Source organism: Sphingobacterium sp. GQ94, assembly GCF_059758715.1.
In genome coordinates this window covers 106,899-124,548 of sequence record NZ_JCAXEC010000004.1, presented here as the reverse complement: position 1 = coordinate 124,548, position 17,650 = coordinate 106,899, and the positions used below count along the sequence as shown (strand labels likewise).

14 protein-coding genes are annotated in these 17,650 nt (G+C 35.6%); 9 read left to right on the top strand and 5 right to left on the bottom strand.

All coding sequences use genetic code 11. The features are described from left to right. Position 1 precedes the first annotated feature (1 nt). A complete protein-coding gene (locus AC6CHH_RS05595; RefSeq protein WP_498280588.1) occupies positions 2-1,249 on the bottom strand; it encodes a putative DNA modification/repair radical SAM protein in 1,248 nt (415 codons plus the stop codon). Positions 1,250-1,617: 368 nt separating this feature from the next. Between AC6CHH_RS05595 and AC6CHH_RS05590 the strand changes: the two genes are divergently transcribed. Together AC6CHH_RS05590 and AC6CHH_RS05585 are read left to right on the top strand one after the other, a co-directional pair. Next, complete coding sequence (locus tag AC6CHH_RS05590; RefSeq protein WP_498280586.1) at positions 1,618-2,739, top strand: vWA domain-containing protein; 1,122 nt, start codon at positions 1,618-1,620, stop codon at positions 2,737-2,739. Positions 2,740-2,767: 28 nt separating this feature from the next. Continuing rightward, positions 2,768-4,234: a magnesium chelatase gene (locus AC6CHH_RS05585; RefSeq protein WP_498280583.1), complete on the top strand. Its 1,467-nt coding sequence runs from the start codon at positions 2,768-2,770 to the stop codon at positions 4,232-4,234. Between the two features lie 80 nt (positions 4,235-4,314). Here the strand turns inward: AC6CHH_RS05585 and AC6CHH_RS05580 are convergent, their stop codons facing one another. Next, complete coding sequence (locus tag AC6CHH_RS05580) at positions 4,315-4,704, bottom strand: nuclear transport factor 2 family protein (RefSeq protein WP_498280581.1); 390 nt, start codon at positions 4,702-4,704, stop codon at positions 4,315-4,317. A gap of 113 nt (positions 4,705-4,817) precedes the next feature. On the opposite strand from AC6CHH_RS05580, the gene AC6CHH_RS05575 reads away from it, so the two are divergent. From AC6CHH_RS05575 to AC6CHH_RS05560, 4 genes are all read left to right on the top strand, one after another. After that, positions 4,818-5,150: a winged helix-turn-helix transcriptional regulator gene (locus tag AC6CHH_RS05575; protein ID WP_498280579.1), complete on the top strand. Its 333-nt coding sequence runs from the start codon at positions 4,818-4,820 to the stop codon at positions 5,148-5,150. 182 nt (positions 5,151-5,332) lie between these two features. Then, complete coding sequence (locus AC6CHH_RS05570) at positions 5,333-5,878, top strand: cysteine hydrolase family protein (protein ID WP_498280576.1); 546 nt, start codon at positions 5,333-5,335, stop codon at positions 5,876-5,878. A 221-nt stretch (positions 5,879-6,099) separates the two neighbouring features. Next, positions 6,100-6,519 carry an OsmC family peroxiredoxin gene (locus AC6CHH_RS05565; RefSeq protein WP_498280574.1) on the top strand — a complete coding sequence of 140 codons (420 nt, stop codon included), beginning with the start codon at positions 6,100-6,102 and terminating at the stop codon, positions 6,517-6,519. Positions 6,520-7,138: 619 nt separating this feature from the next. Next, the gene (locus tag AC6CHH_RS05560) at positions 7,139-7,543 is read left to right on the top strand and encodes a hypothetical protein (RefSeq protein ID WP_498280572.1); all 405 of its coding nucleotides are present in this window, start codon (positions 7,139-7,141) and stop codon (positions 7,541-7,543) included. A gap of 92 nt (positions 7,544-7,635) precedes the next feature. Here AC6CHH_RS05560 and AC6CHH_RS05555 read toward each other — a convergent pair whose 3' ends face one another. Beyond that, positions 7,636-9,036 carry a sulfatase-like hydrolase/transferase gene (locus AC6CHH_RS05555; protein WP_498280570.1) on the bottom strand — a complete coding sequence of 467 codons (1,401 nt, stop codon included), beginning with the start codon at positions 9,034-9,036 and terminating at the stop codon, positions 7,636-7,638. 1,056 nt (positions 9,037-10,092) lie between these two features. Between AC6CHH_RS05555 and AC6CHH_RS05550 the strand changes: the two genes are divergently transcribed. Then, complete coding sequence (locus AC6CHH_RS05550) at positions 10,093-10,605, top strand: DinB family protein (RefSeq protein WP_498280568.1); 513 nt, start codon at positions 10,093-10,095, stop codon at positions 10,603-10,605. A gap of 255 nt (positions 10,606-10,860) precedes the next feature. Here AC6CHH_RS05550 and AC6CHH_RS05545 read toward each other — a convergent pair whose 3' ends face one another. Both AC6CHH_RS05545 and AC6CHH_RS05540 read right to left on the bottom strand, forming a co-directional pair. After that, a complete protein-coding gene (locus AC6CHH_RS05545; RefSeq protein WP_498280566.1) occupies positions 10,861-11,796 on the bottom strand; it encodes a hypothetical protein in 936 nt (311 codons plus the stop codon). 520 nt (positions 11,797-12,316) lie between these two features. Then, positions 12,317-14,536 (bottom strand): TlpA family protein disulfide reductase, encoded by a 2,220-nt coding sequence (locus AC6CHH_RS05540; RefSeq protein WP_498280564.1) that lies wholly within the window; start codon positions 14,534-14,536, stop codon positions 12,317-12,319. A 332-nt stretch (positions 14,537-14,868) separates the two neighbouring features. Here AC6CHH_RS05540 and AC6CHH_RS05535 point away from each other — a divergent pair, with 332 nt between their 5' ends. Further along, complete coding sequence (locus AC6CHH_RS05535) at positions 14,869-15,729, top strand: alpha/beta hydrolase (RefSeq protein WP_498280562.1); 861 nt, start codon at positions 14,869-14,871, stop codon at positions 15,727-15,729. 195 nt (positions 15,730-15,924) lie between these two features. Beyond that, positions 15,925-17,334, top strand: a complete 1,410-nt coding sequence (locus tag AC6CHH_RS05530; protein ID WP_498280560.1) for an alpha/beta hydrolase family protein — start codon at positions 15,925-15,927, stop codon at positions 17,332-17,334. Positions 17,335-17,650 lie beyond the last annotated feature (316 nt).

Sequence of the window (17,650 nt, the reverse complement as noted above, 5' to 3'; positions counted from 1 at the left end):
CTTAAAATAATGATAACTGCTGTGTCGTAATAGCTGGAGATTTAGAACTGCTCAATATGTGTTGTCTCACCTTATTCATTTCAATGCTTCCAAAAGGAGCTACGGTGTCCGCGCAAACCATAAAGTGCTTGGCCCGGTTAAATGCAATACCCATTCTTTTGACCTGATACTCCCTAAGCTTACCAAATTTTCGGGCCTGAATGATCTTCATAGCAGTTTGTCTTCCTAGGCCAGGAATACGGATGATCATCCAGTAGTCAGAAGTATTGATGTCGATAGGAAAAAATTGTGGATTACGTAGGGCCCAGCTTAGCTTGGGATCGATCTGTAAATCCAGATGTTGAAAAGAGGTATTTAAAATTTCGTGAATATTGAAACCATAAAATCTCAGTAGCCAATCGGTCTGATACAGTCTGTTTTCACGAACAAGAGGTGGAGCACTACCAATTTGTGGTAGTGACTTATGGTCATTGGTTATGGGTATATAACCTGAATAATAAACGCGCTTCAAATTATAATTTTTATAAAAATCATTGGCGACCCGCATTATTTCATAATCGTTTTCCGGTGTCGCCCCAATAACCATTTGAGTACTTTGCCCTGCAGGTACGAAACTTGGTGTATGTTTAATAAGTTTTTTTTCGTCTTTGAATTGTATCAACTTGTTATTTATAAATGCTAATGGACGTTTCACTGAGGCATGGTCTTTTTCAGGTGCCATTAGTTTAAGACCGGCCTCGGTCGGTAGCTCCAGATTGATACTCATCCGGTCTACATATAGACCGGCTTCTTGAATGAGTTCTTCACTAGCTCCAGGAATTGTTTTAAGGTGTATATATCCATTGTAGCGTTCCTGGTTTCGTAATTTCTTGACGATGCGTAGTAATCTTTCCATCGTATAATCTGCATTTTTAAAAATACCGGAACTTAGAAATAGTCCTTCAATATAATTGCGCCGGTAGAAATTCATGGTCAATTCCACGACTTCCTCTACGGTGAATGCTGCCCGTTGGACATCATTGTTGCGACGGCTTACACAAAATGCACAATCGTATATACAATGGTTGGTTAATAATATTTTTAGTAAGGAGACGCAACGTCCGTCCTCGGTGTAGGTGTGGCAAATACCAGAAAATGAAGCATCGCCTATACCTCCAGTGTTTTTTCTTTTTGATCCTGATGAACTGCAACTTACGTCGTATTTTGCAGCATCGGCTAAGATCTTGAGTTTCTCTTCCAGTCTTTCCATACTAATATATTTAGTGTAAAAATACTAAAAAAGTTAACAATTGCAACCGTTGAATCTTTGTATTGTTTTGAAGATTATCATAATTTTTCTCTATACAAAAGATGTAATTTAAATAATTTTTTAGCATGATCTGGTTATATACCGATCCTAATTTTCAAGCGATAATTCCAATCCTTTAATCCTAAATCGCGCTATTTTTTGCTTGTCATACCTTATTAACAGATGAAGAAATGATTGTATTATGATATTTCCTTCTGAAATAAAGATTTTTATATCGTAGATTTAAGATATGAGCTTGTCGTGATTGTCCTGAGTTCGAACAGTCGGGTTCATGAAGATAAAATTAGGCTCATCAATGAACAAAAAAGATGAACAATACGCAGAGAAATAAAGGATTTGTCTTCAAGCAATATGAAAAACCTTTTCAGAGTCCTTTTGATAAGTTGTTTGAGATATTCAAAGAGCTTATAACTTATACTTCAGGTGATTTTGAGGAGGCTATCGATTGGTTAAGACAGGTGGACAAAGAGTATCAGTTGACCACTCCTGAGTATACAATAGACGATTTCATAGAAGATCTCAAGGCCAAGGGCTATATTCAAGAACGTTTGGATTTTAGTGGAAATGCGGGCATGGAGATCAGCTCGAAAATGGAGAAAGCATTGCGCAAAACTGCATTGGATCAGATTTTCGGGAAAATGCATAAAGGGAAATCTGGCAATCACAACACCAAGTACACTGGAAGAAGTGATGAGAATACAGGAGACTTTAGAAGTTATCAATATGGTGATGGTCTGGAAAAAATATCCATGACTGAGAGCTTGAAAAATGCGCAGGTCAACCATGGGATTGGTGATTTCAGTTTGTTAGAGAATGATTTGGTCGTAGAGGACACGCAATTTAAATCGCAAATGAGTACTGTGCTAATGATTGATATCAGCCACAGTATGATCTTATATGGAGAAGACCGGATCACGCCTGCCAAGAAAGTAGCTATGGCATTGTCCGAGCTAATTCTGACACGCTACCCAAAAGATTCGCTCGATGTGATCGTTTTTGGTAACGATGCCTGGCCTATAGCGGTCAAAGATTTACCGTACCTGCAAGTAGGACCATTTCACACAAATACCGTTGCTGGTGTGCAACTGGCTTTGGATATACTGCGAGGTAAACGTCATGCAAACAAGCAGATCTTCATGATTACCGATGGAAAACCTAGCTGCTTGAAAATGCCAGATGGAACGTATTACAAGAACCCTATGGGTTTAGATCCTCTAATCACCAGTAAATGCTACAGCATGGCTGGACAGGCCAGGAAACTGGGAATTCCAATCACAACTTTTATGATCACCTCGGATCCATATCTTCAGGAGTTTGTTGATGAATTTACGGCTTCCAATCGTGGCAAAGCATACTATACGGGGTTGGGTGGTCTAGGCGAAATGATTTTTGAAGATTATGAGAATAATCGAAAAAAGAGAATACGATAAACTATTGAATTATAATAACAAACAATAAATGGATTATACGAAGATTAAAACTTTTGGAGAGCTAAAACGTGCAGATTATACGCCTAGAAGCATAAAAGAAGAATTACGTCAAAACCTGATTGAGAAAATTCGTAAGGGTGAAACGGTTTTTGAAGGGGTGCATGGTTACCAGGATACGGTGATTCCTGAATTGGAAAGAGCCATCCTATCCAAACATAACATCAATTTATTAGGACTTCGTGGTCAAGCAAAAACGAGATTGGCAAGACTGATGGTGAATCTATTGGATGAATATATACCGATCGTTGAAGGTTCTGAAATCAATGATGATCCGTATCGACCAATTTCCCGTTATGCTGTGGAGTTAATCAAAGAGCAAGGCGATAACACGCCCATTGGTTGGCTGCATAGGGACGAACGTTTCTCCGAGAAATTGGCGACACCTGATGTAACGGTAGCGGATCTGATCGGAGATGTAGATCCCATCAAAGCGGCGAATTTGAGACTCAGTTATGCGGACGACCGGGTGATCCATTTCGGGATGATTCCGCGTGCCAACCGCTCCATATTTGTGATTAATGAATTACCTGATTTACAGGCGCGAATACAGGTTGCTCTATTTAATATACTACAAGAGGGAGATATACAAATCCGCGGGTTTAAATTGCGGTTGCCTTTGGACTTACAGTTTGTCTTTACGGCCAATCCTGAGGATTATACCAACAGAGGGAGTATTGTGACACCCTTGAAAGACCGTATAGGTTCTCAGATTCTTACACATTACCCCACTTCAGTGGCGGTAGCCAGAACGATCACCGAGCAGGAAGCAGGCCTGGAAGTCCAGCAAAAGGAGCAGATTTACGTGCCAGAGCTAGCTCGTGATATCTTGGAGCAAATCAGTTTCGAAGCGCGCGCTAGTGAGTACATCGATGAAAAAAGCGGAGTTAGTGCGAGAATGGGAATTACAGCATTTCAAAACTTATTAAGTACCGCTGAATTACGCATGCTAAAAAATGGAGATTCAGTTACCTCGGTGCGGTTGAGCGATTTTGCAGGAATTGTTCCTTCCATTACGGGAAAGGTAGAACTGGTCTATGAAGGAGAACAACAGGGTGCCTCCAGTGTAGCAATACATTTAATTGAAAGTGCGATCAAAACCTTGTTCCCAACCTTATTTCCCAAAATAGAAAAATTGGAAAAGGAAAATGAGCGATATCCCTACGATGAAATTGTACAATGGTTTTTGAATTCAGATGGAATTCAGCTACCCGATGAAATAGGGGATTTAGAATATCAAAATACCTTGGGACAGGTAGATCCCATCCAGAGCTTAATCCAAAAGTATCATCCGGATACAAAAAAAGAAGACATTTATTTTCTCAGCGAGTTTGTTTTGTGGGGATTAACTTTGCATAATAAATTGAGTAAATATAAATTGGAAAACGGGCTAGAATTTCAGGATAATTTTCAGGGATATCTTAGGAATAATATTTAGCATGTGCTGAAACAATATGAGGTATATAGCACTCCGGAATGAGTGCTATTTGTTTTTTTTTGTATCAAACAATTTAATGATTATTTCCCCCAAAAGATATCTTCGGCTTCTTGGTCTTCGGAAAATAACCAGACCTCTGTAATTTTTTCAGCTTCAACTTTAAACAAATCAATACCCGCCATATCCATTTTACGTTCATCAATAGTACCACTGAAGCGCAGGGGCATTGCTACCAAATTACCATTTACCATTAATTGTCCATTGGGCGTTAAGGTAAATGTTCCAGTAGAAACCTCAATCATGCCACGAATCATCTTACCGATTTCGTCCGCACCTTTTTTCGACCCCGAAAATTGATTATTTCCGGGTTGATGCCATTGAACTTCTTCGCTGAAAAATGAAAATGCGGTCGCAATATCGCCTTTTGATAAGGCTTCAGCATAAGCCATTATTACTTTTTTAGCAGTCATAATATTCTGTTTTTAAATGTTTATTGTGTAAAATTAGAACATTACTTACCTTTGTACAAGTACTTACCTATTAGTGGTGTACTTACCAAGAGGTTAGAAATAGTGATTATCAGATGAAAAAAACTCAAAAAATAATTAACAAGTCAGACGAGAACTGTCCTGTCAGAAAATCATTGGTATTATTAGGTGGTAAATGGACATTACTAATATTATTTCAAATAAATGAAAGAGTTTTGAGATATGGGGAACTTAAACGGTGCATTCCTAATATTAGTGAAAAAATGCTAATCCAAGAATTAAACTTTTTAGTAGAAAACAAGTTCGTATCTAAAAAGGCCTATCCCGAAATTCCGCCCAGAGTCGAATACCGCTTGACTGAATTGGGTTTAAAGACATTGCCTATTGTGGATAAACTAGCTTCTTTCGGATTGGAAAACTTGAAATAAGCAAGCATACTTTAGATGTTCCGTAATTCCAGTAATCTAAAATTTATCGCTTAGTTTTTTTAGCTTCAATTTCAAATGAAATGCTCTTAGGTTATCAAAATGGTATCTCTTATATACTTTTTGGTAGTATCTAATTTCGGGTATCCTTGTAATTTTGTGTTATAACAATAATGTAAAATATTATGAGAAAACAAGCATTAATCGTAATCGATATTCAGAATGATTATTTTGAAAATGGAGCTTTACCGTTAGTCAATCCAATACAAGCGAGCGTTAACGCACATAAAGTGCTCGAACACTTTAGAGCGAAGAACCTTCCGATTGCACACATTCAACACGTAAGTCCCGATGGCGCACCATTTATGGCTTTGGGGACACATGGTGTGGAAATCCATCAAAATGTAAAACCACTTAATGGAGAAAAAGTATTTCAAAAAAGCTATCCAAATAGTTTCAGAGGAACAGGTCTTTTAGATTTTTTAAAAGAAAATGAAGTAACCGAAGTGGTCATCACTGGGATGATGACACATATGTGTGTTGATGCAACCACCAGAGCCGCATTTGATTTTGAATACAAGTGTACTGTAATTGGTGATGCCTGTGCTTCGCGTGACCTTGAAATCCACGGAAAAAATATAAAAGCAGAAGATGTGCACAATGCATTCCTTGCTGCACTCGCATTCTTTTACGCTGAAATAAAGAATACTGAAGAATTTCTATCAGTCTGAATAGATCACGCAAGAAGAAAAGTCGGGTTAAAGTTTGATTTTACAATATCCCAGAATGTGTTTAGCTTTTTAGTTGGGGCGCCCCCTTGCGGAATTTAGAAAAGCAATAAACATAAATTAAAAATGGGAAAAAATTTCCAATACATTGGGAGGTCTCTACATCGTCCGCCAATTGCCCCGGAGTTCCTTATATCCATATCATCATTTAAATAAACAGCTTTATGAAATCAAAGATCACGGCCGTATGGCAAGGAAGTTTTAAAGAGGGCGTAGGACAGATAGATGCCGAACATTCCTCATTGCATAATGTAGCGTTCAAACCTGTTTTTGCAAAAAAAAGCGAAGAAACGGCACTGACTAATCCTGAAGAACTTTTGGGCTCTGCACATGCTGCCTGTTTCAACCTTACCCTAAGTTTTATTCTTTCACAGGCGGGGTTTAATGCGGAAAGACTGGAAACATCCGTTGAATTATTATTAGAAAACAATAGTATTACAAATTCAGACCTTTCATTAAAAGCTAAGATACCTGGTATTGCAGAGGAGCAATTTCAGGAACTGGCAATAAAAGCAAAAGGAATGTGTCCAGTAGGTAATGTTCTTAAAGCCGAAATCAGCTTAAGGGCATTGCTAGTAAAATAAAAATTAAGCCTTGAAAGATGGCTTCTTTTAAAATAAATTTTGGCCAAAGAAAATATGAGTTCAACGTTGTATTTTGATAATCATATCTAAAAAGAGATGATTAAACCAAATATAAATTATGCTTTTGCTGCAAAAAATAGGACCAGACATACACTTTGGTTTCTGAGGATTAACTTTGCATAATAAATTGAGTAAATACAAATTGAAAAATGGGATAAAATTTCAAGATAATTTTCAGGGATATTTTAGGAAAAAGTTATAGCAGATGCTGAAACACTATACCATGTTCATTTTACCCCAAGAAATCGCCTCATGAATTTCCGATAAAATTAACTGGATTTATCTGGTAGTAAGACCTGATTAATCTATACTGGATATATTTGAGAATCAGTTTAATTCAAAATAAAAGTTAGTTGGAAAGCGATAGGGAGCGAAACTAAATTTAGGATGATTTGTTTTTAATCATAAAGCGGATAAGTGAATTTTTGTTTTAATTTCTTATTTTTATGTATTGGCTCTAGCGCTAAAAATGAATAGAATAATAAGCAACGATCGCGTTTGTGAAAATATTCGGTATATATTAAATAATTTATTATCAACTATATAAATCCTCATTATTATGAAAACGATCTTAGGTACACTGATATTTTTAATTTCCACGTGGGCATTTGCAGGCAATATGGATAGTCTTAAAAATTATGAAAAGTTTTTGCTAGGCTCCTGGAAAGCGAATAACGGAATGTTGAAAAATATCACATTTATGGATAATAACATGGTGAGATTAACCAGAAGTGGTAAAACTATAGATGAGGCATACCACTTGCATTATAGAATTGTGGATTATACTAAGGATAGCAAAACTCTATCTGTGGAGTTTCTTCAAAAGGAGTTAACAAGTGATGAGTTCAAAGTTCACAAGACGTTAAAATTAAAGATGTTGAACGATAATAAATTGGTGATCTGGAGTGCTAAAGGAAAAACCATAGATTTAACAAGGGTGATTTCTCATAACGAATTTCGATAAACTGATAATTAAGGTCTGCAATAGACCTATTATCCATACACAAAAAGAAACCCATTTGCACATAGATGGGTTTCTTTTTTGATTGCCAAAGACTATTTATTTTTTAGCTTTACTATAATTTCGCCAGATAATTTTCTTTCTTTTTTAAATTCTGCTCTAAGCGTATTGAGCACAGATTTGTATCTGGGATTATCGATTTCATTTATAATCTCCTGGGGATCGTTTTTTAAATCATACAAAATCTCAAAATCATGCTCTGTGAACTTAATGTATTTATAATCTTTCATTACCAAAGCCTCGCTAGCTGGTAGACCCGGTGAACCTATGACCGAATGCTCATAAAAATATTGTTCACGTTTATCGATTTTTCCTTTGAATTGATCTATCAGATTAACCCCTTGCATCGATTGTGGTGCTTGCAATCCTACCATGCTTAAGATCGTGGGGGCAATATCGATGTTCAATGCAAATGAGTTACTGTCTTGTCTTCCTTTCGTATGTTCATCAAATGGATTATAAATAATTAAAGGAACTCTAATGCTGGGTTGAAAAGGATACCATTTTCCCATAATCCCATGTTCACCTAAGGAAAAACCATGATCACTGGTATAGATGATAATGGTGTTTTTATCGATACCTAATTTTTTTAGCTTGTTCAATATTTCCCCTATCGCCTGGTCTACCCCGGTAAGTGATCGGTAATAATCCTTGCTGCTTTTCTGAAACAGCTCCTGATTAGAGAAAAATCCATACCATCTTTTACGGGCAATATTCTCATCGTTTCTGAAAAAATCTGGAAATGAATTCCAAACTCCTGAATCCCCAGAGGCAGGAAAAGGTACCTCTACCTCTTCGTAAAGATTCTTAAACCTATCTTGAACTAAATAGTATGCAGGTTTATCTTCTGTAGGATCGATCTCATGAGCAGAATAAAAGTTCAATTGCATAAAGAAAGGAGATTCCGAATCATAATTTTCCAGCCAAGAGTTTGCTTTCAACGCCACATTGTCTGTCTGATGAATTCCATTTTCCATCCAAGGAATATTTGGATCCCATAAATCAAATGAGGAAATGCTGGGATTCTTACCTACACCAAAAGAGCCAATCCAAGCTAACTGATAACCATTCTCACCAAGGACCATAGGCAACGTGTTTTGAAAAGCAGAATCTGTGAATCCAGTTGAAAAGTCATTTATGCCATGTTTGAACCGGTGTTGACCACTTAATATGGAAGCCCTGCTGACCGTACAAATCGCTGTAGTTACATAGGCATTTTTAAATTGAATTCCAGACCTAGCCAGCTGATCCAGATTGCGTGTCTGTATAAATGGATTCCCAGCGATTCCCAACGCATCGTGACGGTGACTCTCGCCAACGATTAGAATAACATTTGGTTTAGGGGAGGAGGTCCGCGCTTGGGGAAATGCGCGTACAAATCCTCCAAGACTCAAAAAGATCAATAAGAATAGGGAAGCAAGTGTTGATTTGTTCATTATATGTGTCTATTACTGATTAATATCCTGGATTTTGTGCTTTAAAGATAAAATTAATAATTTCCCTTAAATTTCGTTGATCGGTTTTATCGTTTAAAAAGTGTATAACCTTATGATGGATAAGTTATTGAACTATGTGATTTTAATTTCCCTGCGAAAAAAGAGACTACTAGGTTGTTGTTTATTATCCAGCTAATTGTAAATATTAAATTTAATGTTTTTGAATTGGGATTATTTCATAGTTCACTATCTATCTCTTCTGAGTATATTAGGTATACCAGAAGAGGTCACTAAACGAAGAAATTATTGAAATTAGGTTATGTTGATTTATTTGCTTTCTGTTAGCCCTTAATGAAGAATTAATTTAATAACATCTTTAATTGATTACGGATTTTTCGATGATTTCTTATTGTAGAAACCAGGCCATAAGAGTTATCTCAAAAGGCTATTTTACTTTAAAAACGCTTGATACATTCGCCCGTTTTCAGCATACAATATTTCGACCTTTTGCATGTATATATTTGGACATGAGGCATTAGGGTTCACAGTTATTATGCAGTTATTAGTCTTTTCTGCTTTTCTCTGCTTGTTTTAATTTTTTCTCAGCCCTTTTCTCCTTCAAATTTTTAACAGCGGTTTTTTTGTCGTTGCTTTTCTGTACTCCCTTTTCTTTTGACATAATCTTTTTTTTCTAAGATAGCTCTTTTTATTTGGATGTTAGGCCACCTTAATGTAATAATAACTTCATGATTTTTGAGACATCCATGTTTCCAACCTTTTGGTGGATAACTAAAAGGGACACAAAAATGCTCATAATTTTAAGTTAATTTTTGAGCTGTTTCTTACGTGAACCCAAGGATTGTATCCGTATGGAAAATCTACTGTTAGCTTGTTATTTCCTGAATATCCACCATAGCGCCAACACTAATATCTGGGTAATTGCATTCCTTCCACGTACCAAGTTGGAATTCTAATCCTATTATCGATTGATTAAGGATAATGGCAAACAAATCGTCATCTCAATTGTAAATTTATTTAATACAAAAAATGATTATTATGAATATAGAAGGAATTCCGGCAACTAACGAAAACAAATTAATAAGGAATATGATTTCACAGTTTTTAGATATACAGGAAGGTGAGAACTGGTTGGACGAAAGTTTTAAAAAGAAAATTGACAATATTCCGGTAGAGCAAGTTTTTAAAAGACCTGTCCCCGAACTGCACAGTGTTGGTGAGCTCCTCTCTCATCTTTTAGTATGGCGCAGAGCATCTATAGATAGACTCACCGGGAGGGAGACGAATCTGTCAATGGATAGTCCCGAAAATTGGCGCACAAACCAAGAGCTTATTGAGGACGGCTGGGTCAAGCTCAGAGAGGATTTTTATCAAAGCACCTACCAACTTCTCGAAATATTGGGGGACAAGGAGGATTCCTTTTTAGAGAACACTTACCGTGATAAATATACATTTCATCATCTAATCGAAGGGCTGATCCATCATGACCTTTATCACCTTGGACAAATAGGAATCACAATTAAATTTCTAAATCTTAAGCAGGCTGGTTAAGCGGTTCAAAAACGATAAATAACTAATTAATGGTTCTTAAATATTCTCTAATAAGGTCGTGCCTGTTTAACGATTATTTGGAGATTGGTTGAAGTATACTTCATCAAAAACAATTTCTCCCTGATTAGACAATTTGACGTTTTTGATTGAACCAGTACCAGCGAAGAATATATGCAGACCTACAATTTGGAAGCCTGTGAGAATAGATGACGAGGAGTTTTCAGATTGAAATGATGATTGGTGGAATGTTCTTTATTAATTCAACAAAGTATGAGAAACCAAAGGTATCTTTTGCTTCCAGATACCGTTAATTTTAAACTCATTTCCTGAATCTTTATTTTTGATGGTAAAGGTATACTTACAAGTTCTCTCTAAATATTCAATTTGGCCACTTATTACGGCAGTTGAATGGGGTCTCATTGTTATATGTTCTTTAGATCCATCGGTTTTGATGAAATTTTCATGGGTAATTCCTTTTTTATAAGCCACTTGTTTTGACCAAACGTTGTATCCATCTTTTATCACCTCATCCATGAAAATTGAAGAGTCCTTTTTATTTAACCAATCAAAAGCACCATAATCTTCGCTGGAAAATTCCGATTTATATTTTACGTCTTTGAATACCGTTGTGGTTTCTATTGTTTTCTCTTGGTCAGAATTATTTACAAACGTAAAAGAGCTGCAACCTTCTGCGCTAATGTATATTTTTCGACTACCTTCGAGTTCTTCAATTTCTTTTTTAACCAGTTCATACTGTGCTGCTCTGCTTTGAATAAAATGCATTTCCTTTTGATCGTTACCAGATAAAATCCCAATAATAAAATCTCTAGGTTCATTGCTGAAGTTTTCCAATAGGGTTATTTTTAATGTATTATCCTCCATTTTTCCAAGCCTTAACCATCCATCCTCTAATTCCGCTTCACCTAAATTTTCTAATTTTAGTGGTGCTCCATTAGTTTCTTTCAAGAACTCGCCGGTTTTTCCATCTTTAACATAAGAAATGGTCCATGCATCCGATTTGATTGATACCATATCTGTAAAGCCTGATTGCAACATAATCTCTTTTAAATTGGGATCAATTAGCTCCATTTCATTATTAGAATCGTCTTTAGCACAGGAGTTAAATAGAAGGACCGTGCAAGCTAAGACAGGTATAGCCAAAAATAAGTAGAGGTTAGCAGTTGGTTTCATAGATGATGTATTAAGGTGCATCCTAGAATTGGTTTAGCATATTTTTAACCAAGATAATTAAAAATTCAACTAAAACAAAAAATGCTTAGGCTTTAGATCTCTTGCTTATGTTATACGTTTAATATTCTGCTCATACTATAGTTGTTAACATGTATATGGAGAAAAAATCTTTCATTAACAAGGAATAGTGTAATAAAAAATTTACTTTAAATTCACGAAAATTTGAGAATGCAGACATAAATATATAACATTGTCAACCAATTAACCTTTAATATGGAAATCACAGGAATTTCTTTTAACAATTCAGAAGATAGTGAATTAGTCAGCTTTTGGTTCATCGCTCAGTAGTGTAGTCAGGAAACCTTCTAAACCTTAAAATACTGCTCTTCTCTGATTATTAATCAAACTTACCAACTATAGTGGAGCCTTATTTTTATTAAAAACTAAAAGCGCAATCGGAAATTAATCACAATACTCAAACATTGGATCCTGAAATATCCCAAAATTAACGCACATTGGATTATGTCTTTGGTGTATTCAAAACAAATTCTTCCAGTAGCCATTTCCAATCTTGTCCAAATTCAATTGGAATCAACTTACCGTCAGGGCTGATTAGTGCCTTTGATGGATAGCCATTGATTTTATAGTCTTTTTGAACCTTGCCATCGGAGATCAGTACGGGAAAGGTATAATTATACTTGGTCATGAATTCTTTAAGGTCTTGCTCCTTATCATAGCATGAAATAGTCAGTACCATTAATTTATCGGTCAACGAAGATAATTTTTTTTCATAAAGTGCATTAAATTCAGGTAATTCGGCCACGCATGGTGCGCACCAAGTTCCCCAGAAATCAATGAAAGTCCATTTCCCTTTGAATTGAGATTGGGAAACATCATTGCCCGCTAAATCTTTTAATAAAAAAGCCGGGGCAGTTTGCAAATGCTTAAGAACATCATTCTTAAGAAAATCTGCAAACCCTGATTGACCGTAATTTTCATAATAAAATTTCTTTAGAATGGGATAGTTTTTAGCAGGTGAGTTTGAAAATTCGGTTATGTATTGTTGTAGTACCCCATCCTTTCCAAATTGCTTGCCTAACTCTGTCAAATAATCCGCTGTGTAATCCTTCTTACTTCCTGTGAAATGCTGATCGTAAAAACTTTGGTATTCATAGTCTTGAGATGTTTTAGGAGACAATGTATAGGCCTCTTTTAAATAGATCATACCTTCTTTAGGAGATTTTTCTTGTAAGGCCTCAAACATCAAAAAATTAACGTGAGCCAGATGAGCCTTATTTATCAGTTTTTTATCTAGGTCCCCATCTTCTGCTAAGATTTTTAATCGTTCTAGGGCTTTCTCATAATCGCTTAGGTCAGTTCTTCCATTAGCAAACTGCGCTTGGATCAGCATAATGAAATATCGTCCAACATTCCCTTGCTTCCAGTCGGAGTTAGGTAGAGCGTACAATTTATTAATACCGTCCTGAACAATTTGATTGTCCTTTGAATCTTTATAATTTGCCCATATTAGCATAGGGTCTATGGCTCTTTTCTCTCTTTCGGATAGGTTGGCAGAAATAGATTTCATTCTTAGCAAGCTTGCTTGACGATCTGCTTTTACGCCTTGGGATAATCCCGATTGTAAATAGTCATAAAGCTGATGGTCGGAGAGTAAAGAAACTGTTTCTAGAAAATCTTCGTCTTGTAGCTCTTCAATTTGAACCTTATTAATAAGGTGATGGGTATTAGCGAGTTTTTTACTAGGTATTTTAATCAATTCCCTGTTATAGGATTTATAATCACCCTTCGTCTGATAAGCTGATAATATACTTTTTAGATAATTGATATCGGATCCAAATTCATTTTCATAATCACTGATATACTGGAGGAATTTAATGCTATCTAATTCTTGATTGAATTTAAAATACTTACTCCAATGACTGCCTTTCATGATCATCTCATGATATTTGATAGTAAGGGTTTCAATGGGGTGTTTTTTTACTTTGGATAATACTTTGATGTGAGTAAATTTATAAGGTTTATCATCAACCTCTGTCACATGTTCAAACTTACCCTGTTTTGAGTGGATAAGGTTTGTTTTGGGATCGAATTTAATTATTTGAAAAAATATGGATGTATCAGTTTTAGATTTTTCCACCGTCCAGTTATTTTTGTTCTTCTCCTTTATTTCATATTTAAAACCTGATTTATGAATTTCAGACTGTTTCAAACTTTCATTGGCGAGGTCTGAAAGATCAAAGAAATATATTTCATCCAAGAGACTTTTATACCCATGGTAAAAATAAGATAAATTCTCTCTAGTGAAAATCTGTTTTAAAGCAAATTCATCAGAAATACTTGACAATCTTTCGTTAAAACCTATACTATCGATCACTACACCTTCTTTTTGAATTGTAAACTGGATTGGTAAATAACTCTGCATCAAATGAAAGAAGTTTCCTGAATTTCTAAGGTATTGGCCCATATTTTCAGTTTTCAAGCTTGAGTAATGTACCGAACTATCTTTTGGATCAATATCTTCTATGCCATCTACCCGCATTTCAGATGTTTTTTGATTACCTTTTTTTTCTTTGGTCTGGTGTATAGATATATAATAGATCTTTTCAGACAAGCTACCGTTCTGGTCAGTCTTTTCTATTATTTTATAGTAAAGTGGTTTATTTTGCGCAAACCCTAATTGAGACAAAATTAGTAAGGAAATAAAAAGAAATTTCTTCATGGTAAATAAATTGGTTCACTAAATATACTAGTAATGAGTGTAAACTGAAAAATTTTTTAATGGTAAATAATTGTTTAATCATTTCTTAAAAAATTATATTCCATTATTATTCTTTTCATATATGCCTAAATCACAGTTCTCGGAACCCATAACTTTATGTATGGGCACATTCCTAAGCACGACAATCCTCAATATCAATTTCAAGATTTTTATTTCTACGATTTGCCAATTTATAGATTTTCATAATGGCAAGTATTTAGTTAACAGATTGTTAAATATGAATAATAAATAAAAAAAACTATTATTTTTAAATTTAAACTTAAATGACTCCTATGAAACAACCTTTTACGTGCCTATTTATAGTATCCATTTTCATCTTGATAAGCTGTCAAACTCCTAGAACAGATTCAACAAGAGATGAGTCATTAATTGAGACCTTTAAGATGACGTCAATTAGTGTGAAAGACAATTTTGTTATCAAGGTTAGTTTACCCACAGGATATAAGGATTCAAAGGATAAGTATCCTGTTGTATTCCTTCTGGATGCAAATCTGTATTTTGATATTTTTGCAAGAGCACTGCGTGATTATGGGAACGTGGGTCTATCCCCACAGGCAATACTTGTTGGTATTGGTTATAAGGATTTCCAGGCTATGGATTCATTGCGGCAACGTGACTATACGTATCCAAAAGCGATTGCTGAATACGAAATGAGCACAAGTGGTGGAGCTGACAAGTTTTTGGAGTTTATCGAAGAGGATTTGTATGTGAAAATTTCTAAATCCTATAGAATCGATCCCTCAAATGTTGTGCTTTATGGACATTCTCTTGGCGGTTATTTCGCTTTATATTCCTTCCTCAAAGCATCGAATTCTGTGGACGGCAAGATCAATAAATTTATTGCAGCCAGTCCTTCTCTGCATTACAATGATTATTATCTGCTTTCCAAGAGCAACCAGTACCGTAACTCCGATTCCAATAATAAAAAAGTATATATCTCTTACGGAGGGCTTGAAAATTCGGATGATCCATCGAGTTTAAGTTTGCAAAATATTTCAGATACGTTGGTTAAGAATTTAGGAAGAGAAAACCTTTCTTTTGATATCTATTCGAATCTTGATCACATGGATACTCAATTTCCTTCTTTTTTTAAGGGGTTGAATTGGATCAGCAAAATTGACAAAACCAATTGATAGAAGCTTGAAGTCCCCTTTCTGGTTAATTTTAATTTGCGTTCTAGCTGAAGGAAACATTACCTTAAAAAATAATTTTTTCCCCTTAAAAGGTACTTGGGAAAAATATTTGCTTTTAATCGTTTAATCGTATTGTGAAAAGTTTGTATTTCATCTGAGGAAAAATTATATTAGTAAAACAACTACTAACTTCTTATGACCATTAAATTATTTGTTTCACTTTTGCTATTGATTGCTTCAGTCTCTCGACTATCAGCGCAAGATTTATTGGATAAAACAATCTGGCAAGGGGAACTAAATACAATTCGTTTGGTTTTAAAAATATCTAAGGATAGCATAACCGATCAAAATACTGCTGTTTTCGACAGTCCGGATCAAGGTGCCATGGGTTTGCAAGTTTCTGAATTATCAATTACAAAAGACAGTGTGATTGCTTATTCTGCTCAAATAGGAGGTGGTTTCTATGGTGCTTTTAATGCCGATAGAACAGAGCTCGTGGGAGAGTGGAAGCAGGGTGGAACAATGCCATTAGTTCTTAAAAGGGTCGAAAAGGACGTTGAAATTAAAAGACCGCAAACACCCAGGGAGCCTTTCCCATACATAGAAGAGAAAGTAATTTACCATAATCAAGACAAGTCAATTCAGTATGGTGCGACACTAACCTTACCCGATTCAAACCAGAACGTTCCAGCAGTTATTCTGATTACTGGATCTGGTCAGCAAGATAGAGACGAAACATTGTTTGGTCATAAACCGTTTTGGGTAATTGCCGATTATTTAAGTAGGAATGGTATTGCTGTCTTGCGGGTTGATGATCGGGGAATTGGCCAAACCACGGGAGAGGTGATGAATGCTACCTCTTTGGATTTTGCGGATGATGTTTTGGTTGGTATGGAATACCTAAAAACGCGGAAGGGGATTAATATCAACAAGATAGGTTTGATTGGTCATAGTGAAGGAGGAGTGATTGCTCCTTTAGCAGCGGTGAGATCTCCTGATATTGCCTTTATCATAAGTTTGGCGGGGGTGGGAGTTAAAGGAATGGAGTTGATGCAGAAGCAGATGGAAAGGAGTAATTTGCAGCTTGGACTAGATGCTCAGCAAATCAATAAATTAGATTCATTAATTAGCATGATCATTGATCTTTCAGTAAATTATACAGAAAAAAAAGAAATACAACCAATATTTGCAAAGAAAATGCAGGCATGGTTAGATAGTCAACCAGAGTCATTCCTTGAGAAGCTTGGTTATAAAGGCCCTGATGCAAATCGCAATATAGATCAAATGGCGGCTCATTTTTTCATGCCATGGATGCGTTACTTTTTAACATACGACCCTTCAACTACGCTCGGGAAAATTAAGATACCGGTGCTGGCTCTAAATGGAGAAAAAGATACGCAGGTATCCGCTAAAGAAAATCTCGATGGCTTCAATAAATTGCTTACAAAAGCGGGAAATAAGAATTTTAAGACAATGATTTTGCCTAATTTAAATCATCTTTTTCAACACGCGCAAACTGGAGATATAAGTGAATATGCCATTATTGAAGAAACCATTTCTCCAGAGGTTTTACATATTATGAAAACCTGGATAAAGAGCTTGTAAGGGAGGTGAATTGAGAAATTAATTTGACAAATTTTAAGATAAAGTGAGGAACCTAGACGTGAAAAACGGATTCAGATTATTTCCCATACAGGAGGGTTTGATGGTTATTTATTTAATCCTAAAAAAATGACCCAATGAGAAAACCCAAAAAATAATTCGGATACAGCACAGTACAGGATGGTATTGAAAAAGCAAAAACTTACTATTGAACATTCTTAACCTTGAATAAATTATTAATTGTTATTCAACAAAACGATTAAAAAACCGATACTTTTATTGGGTAGCTTTAAGAATGATAATCGATGTAAGTGATTAT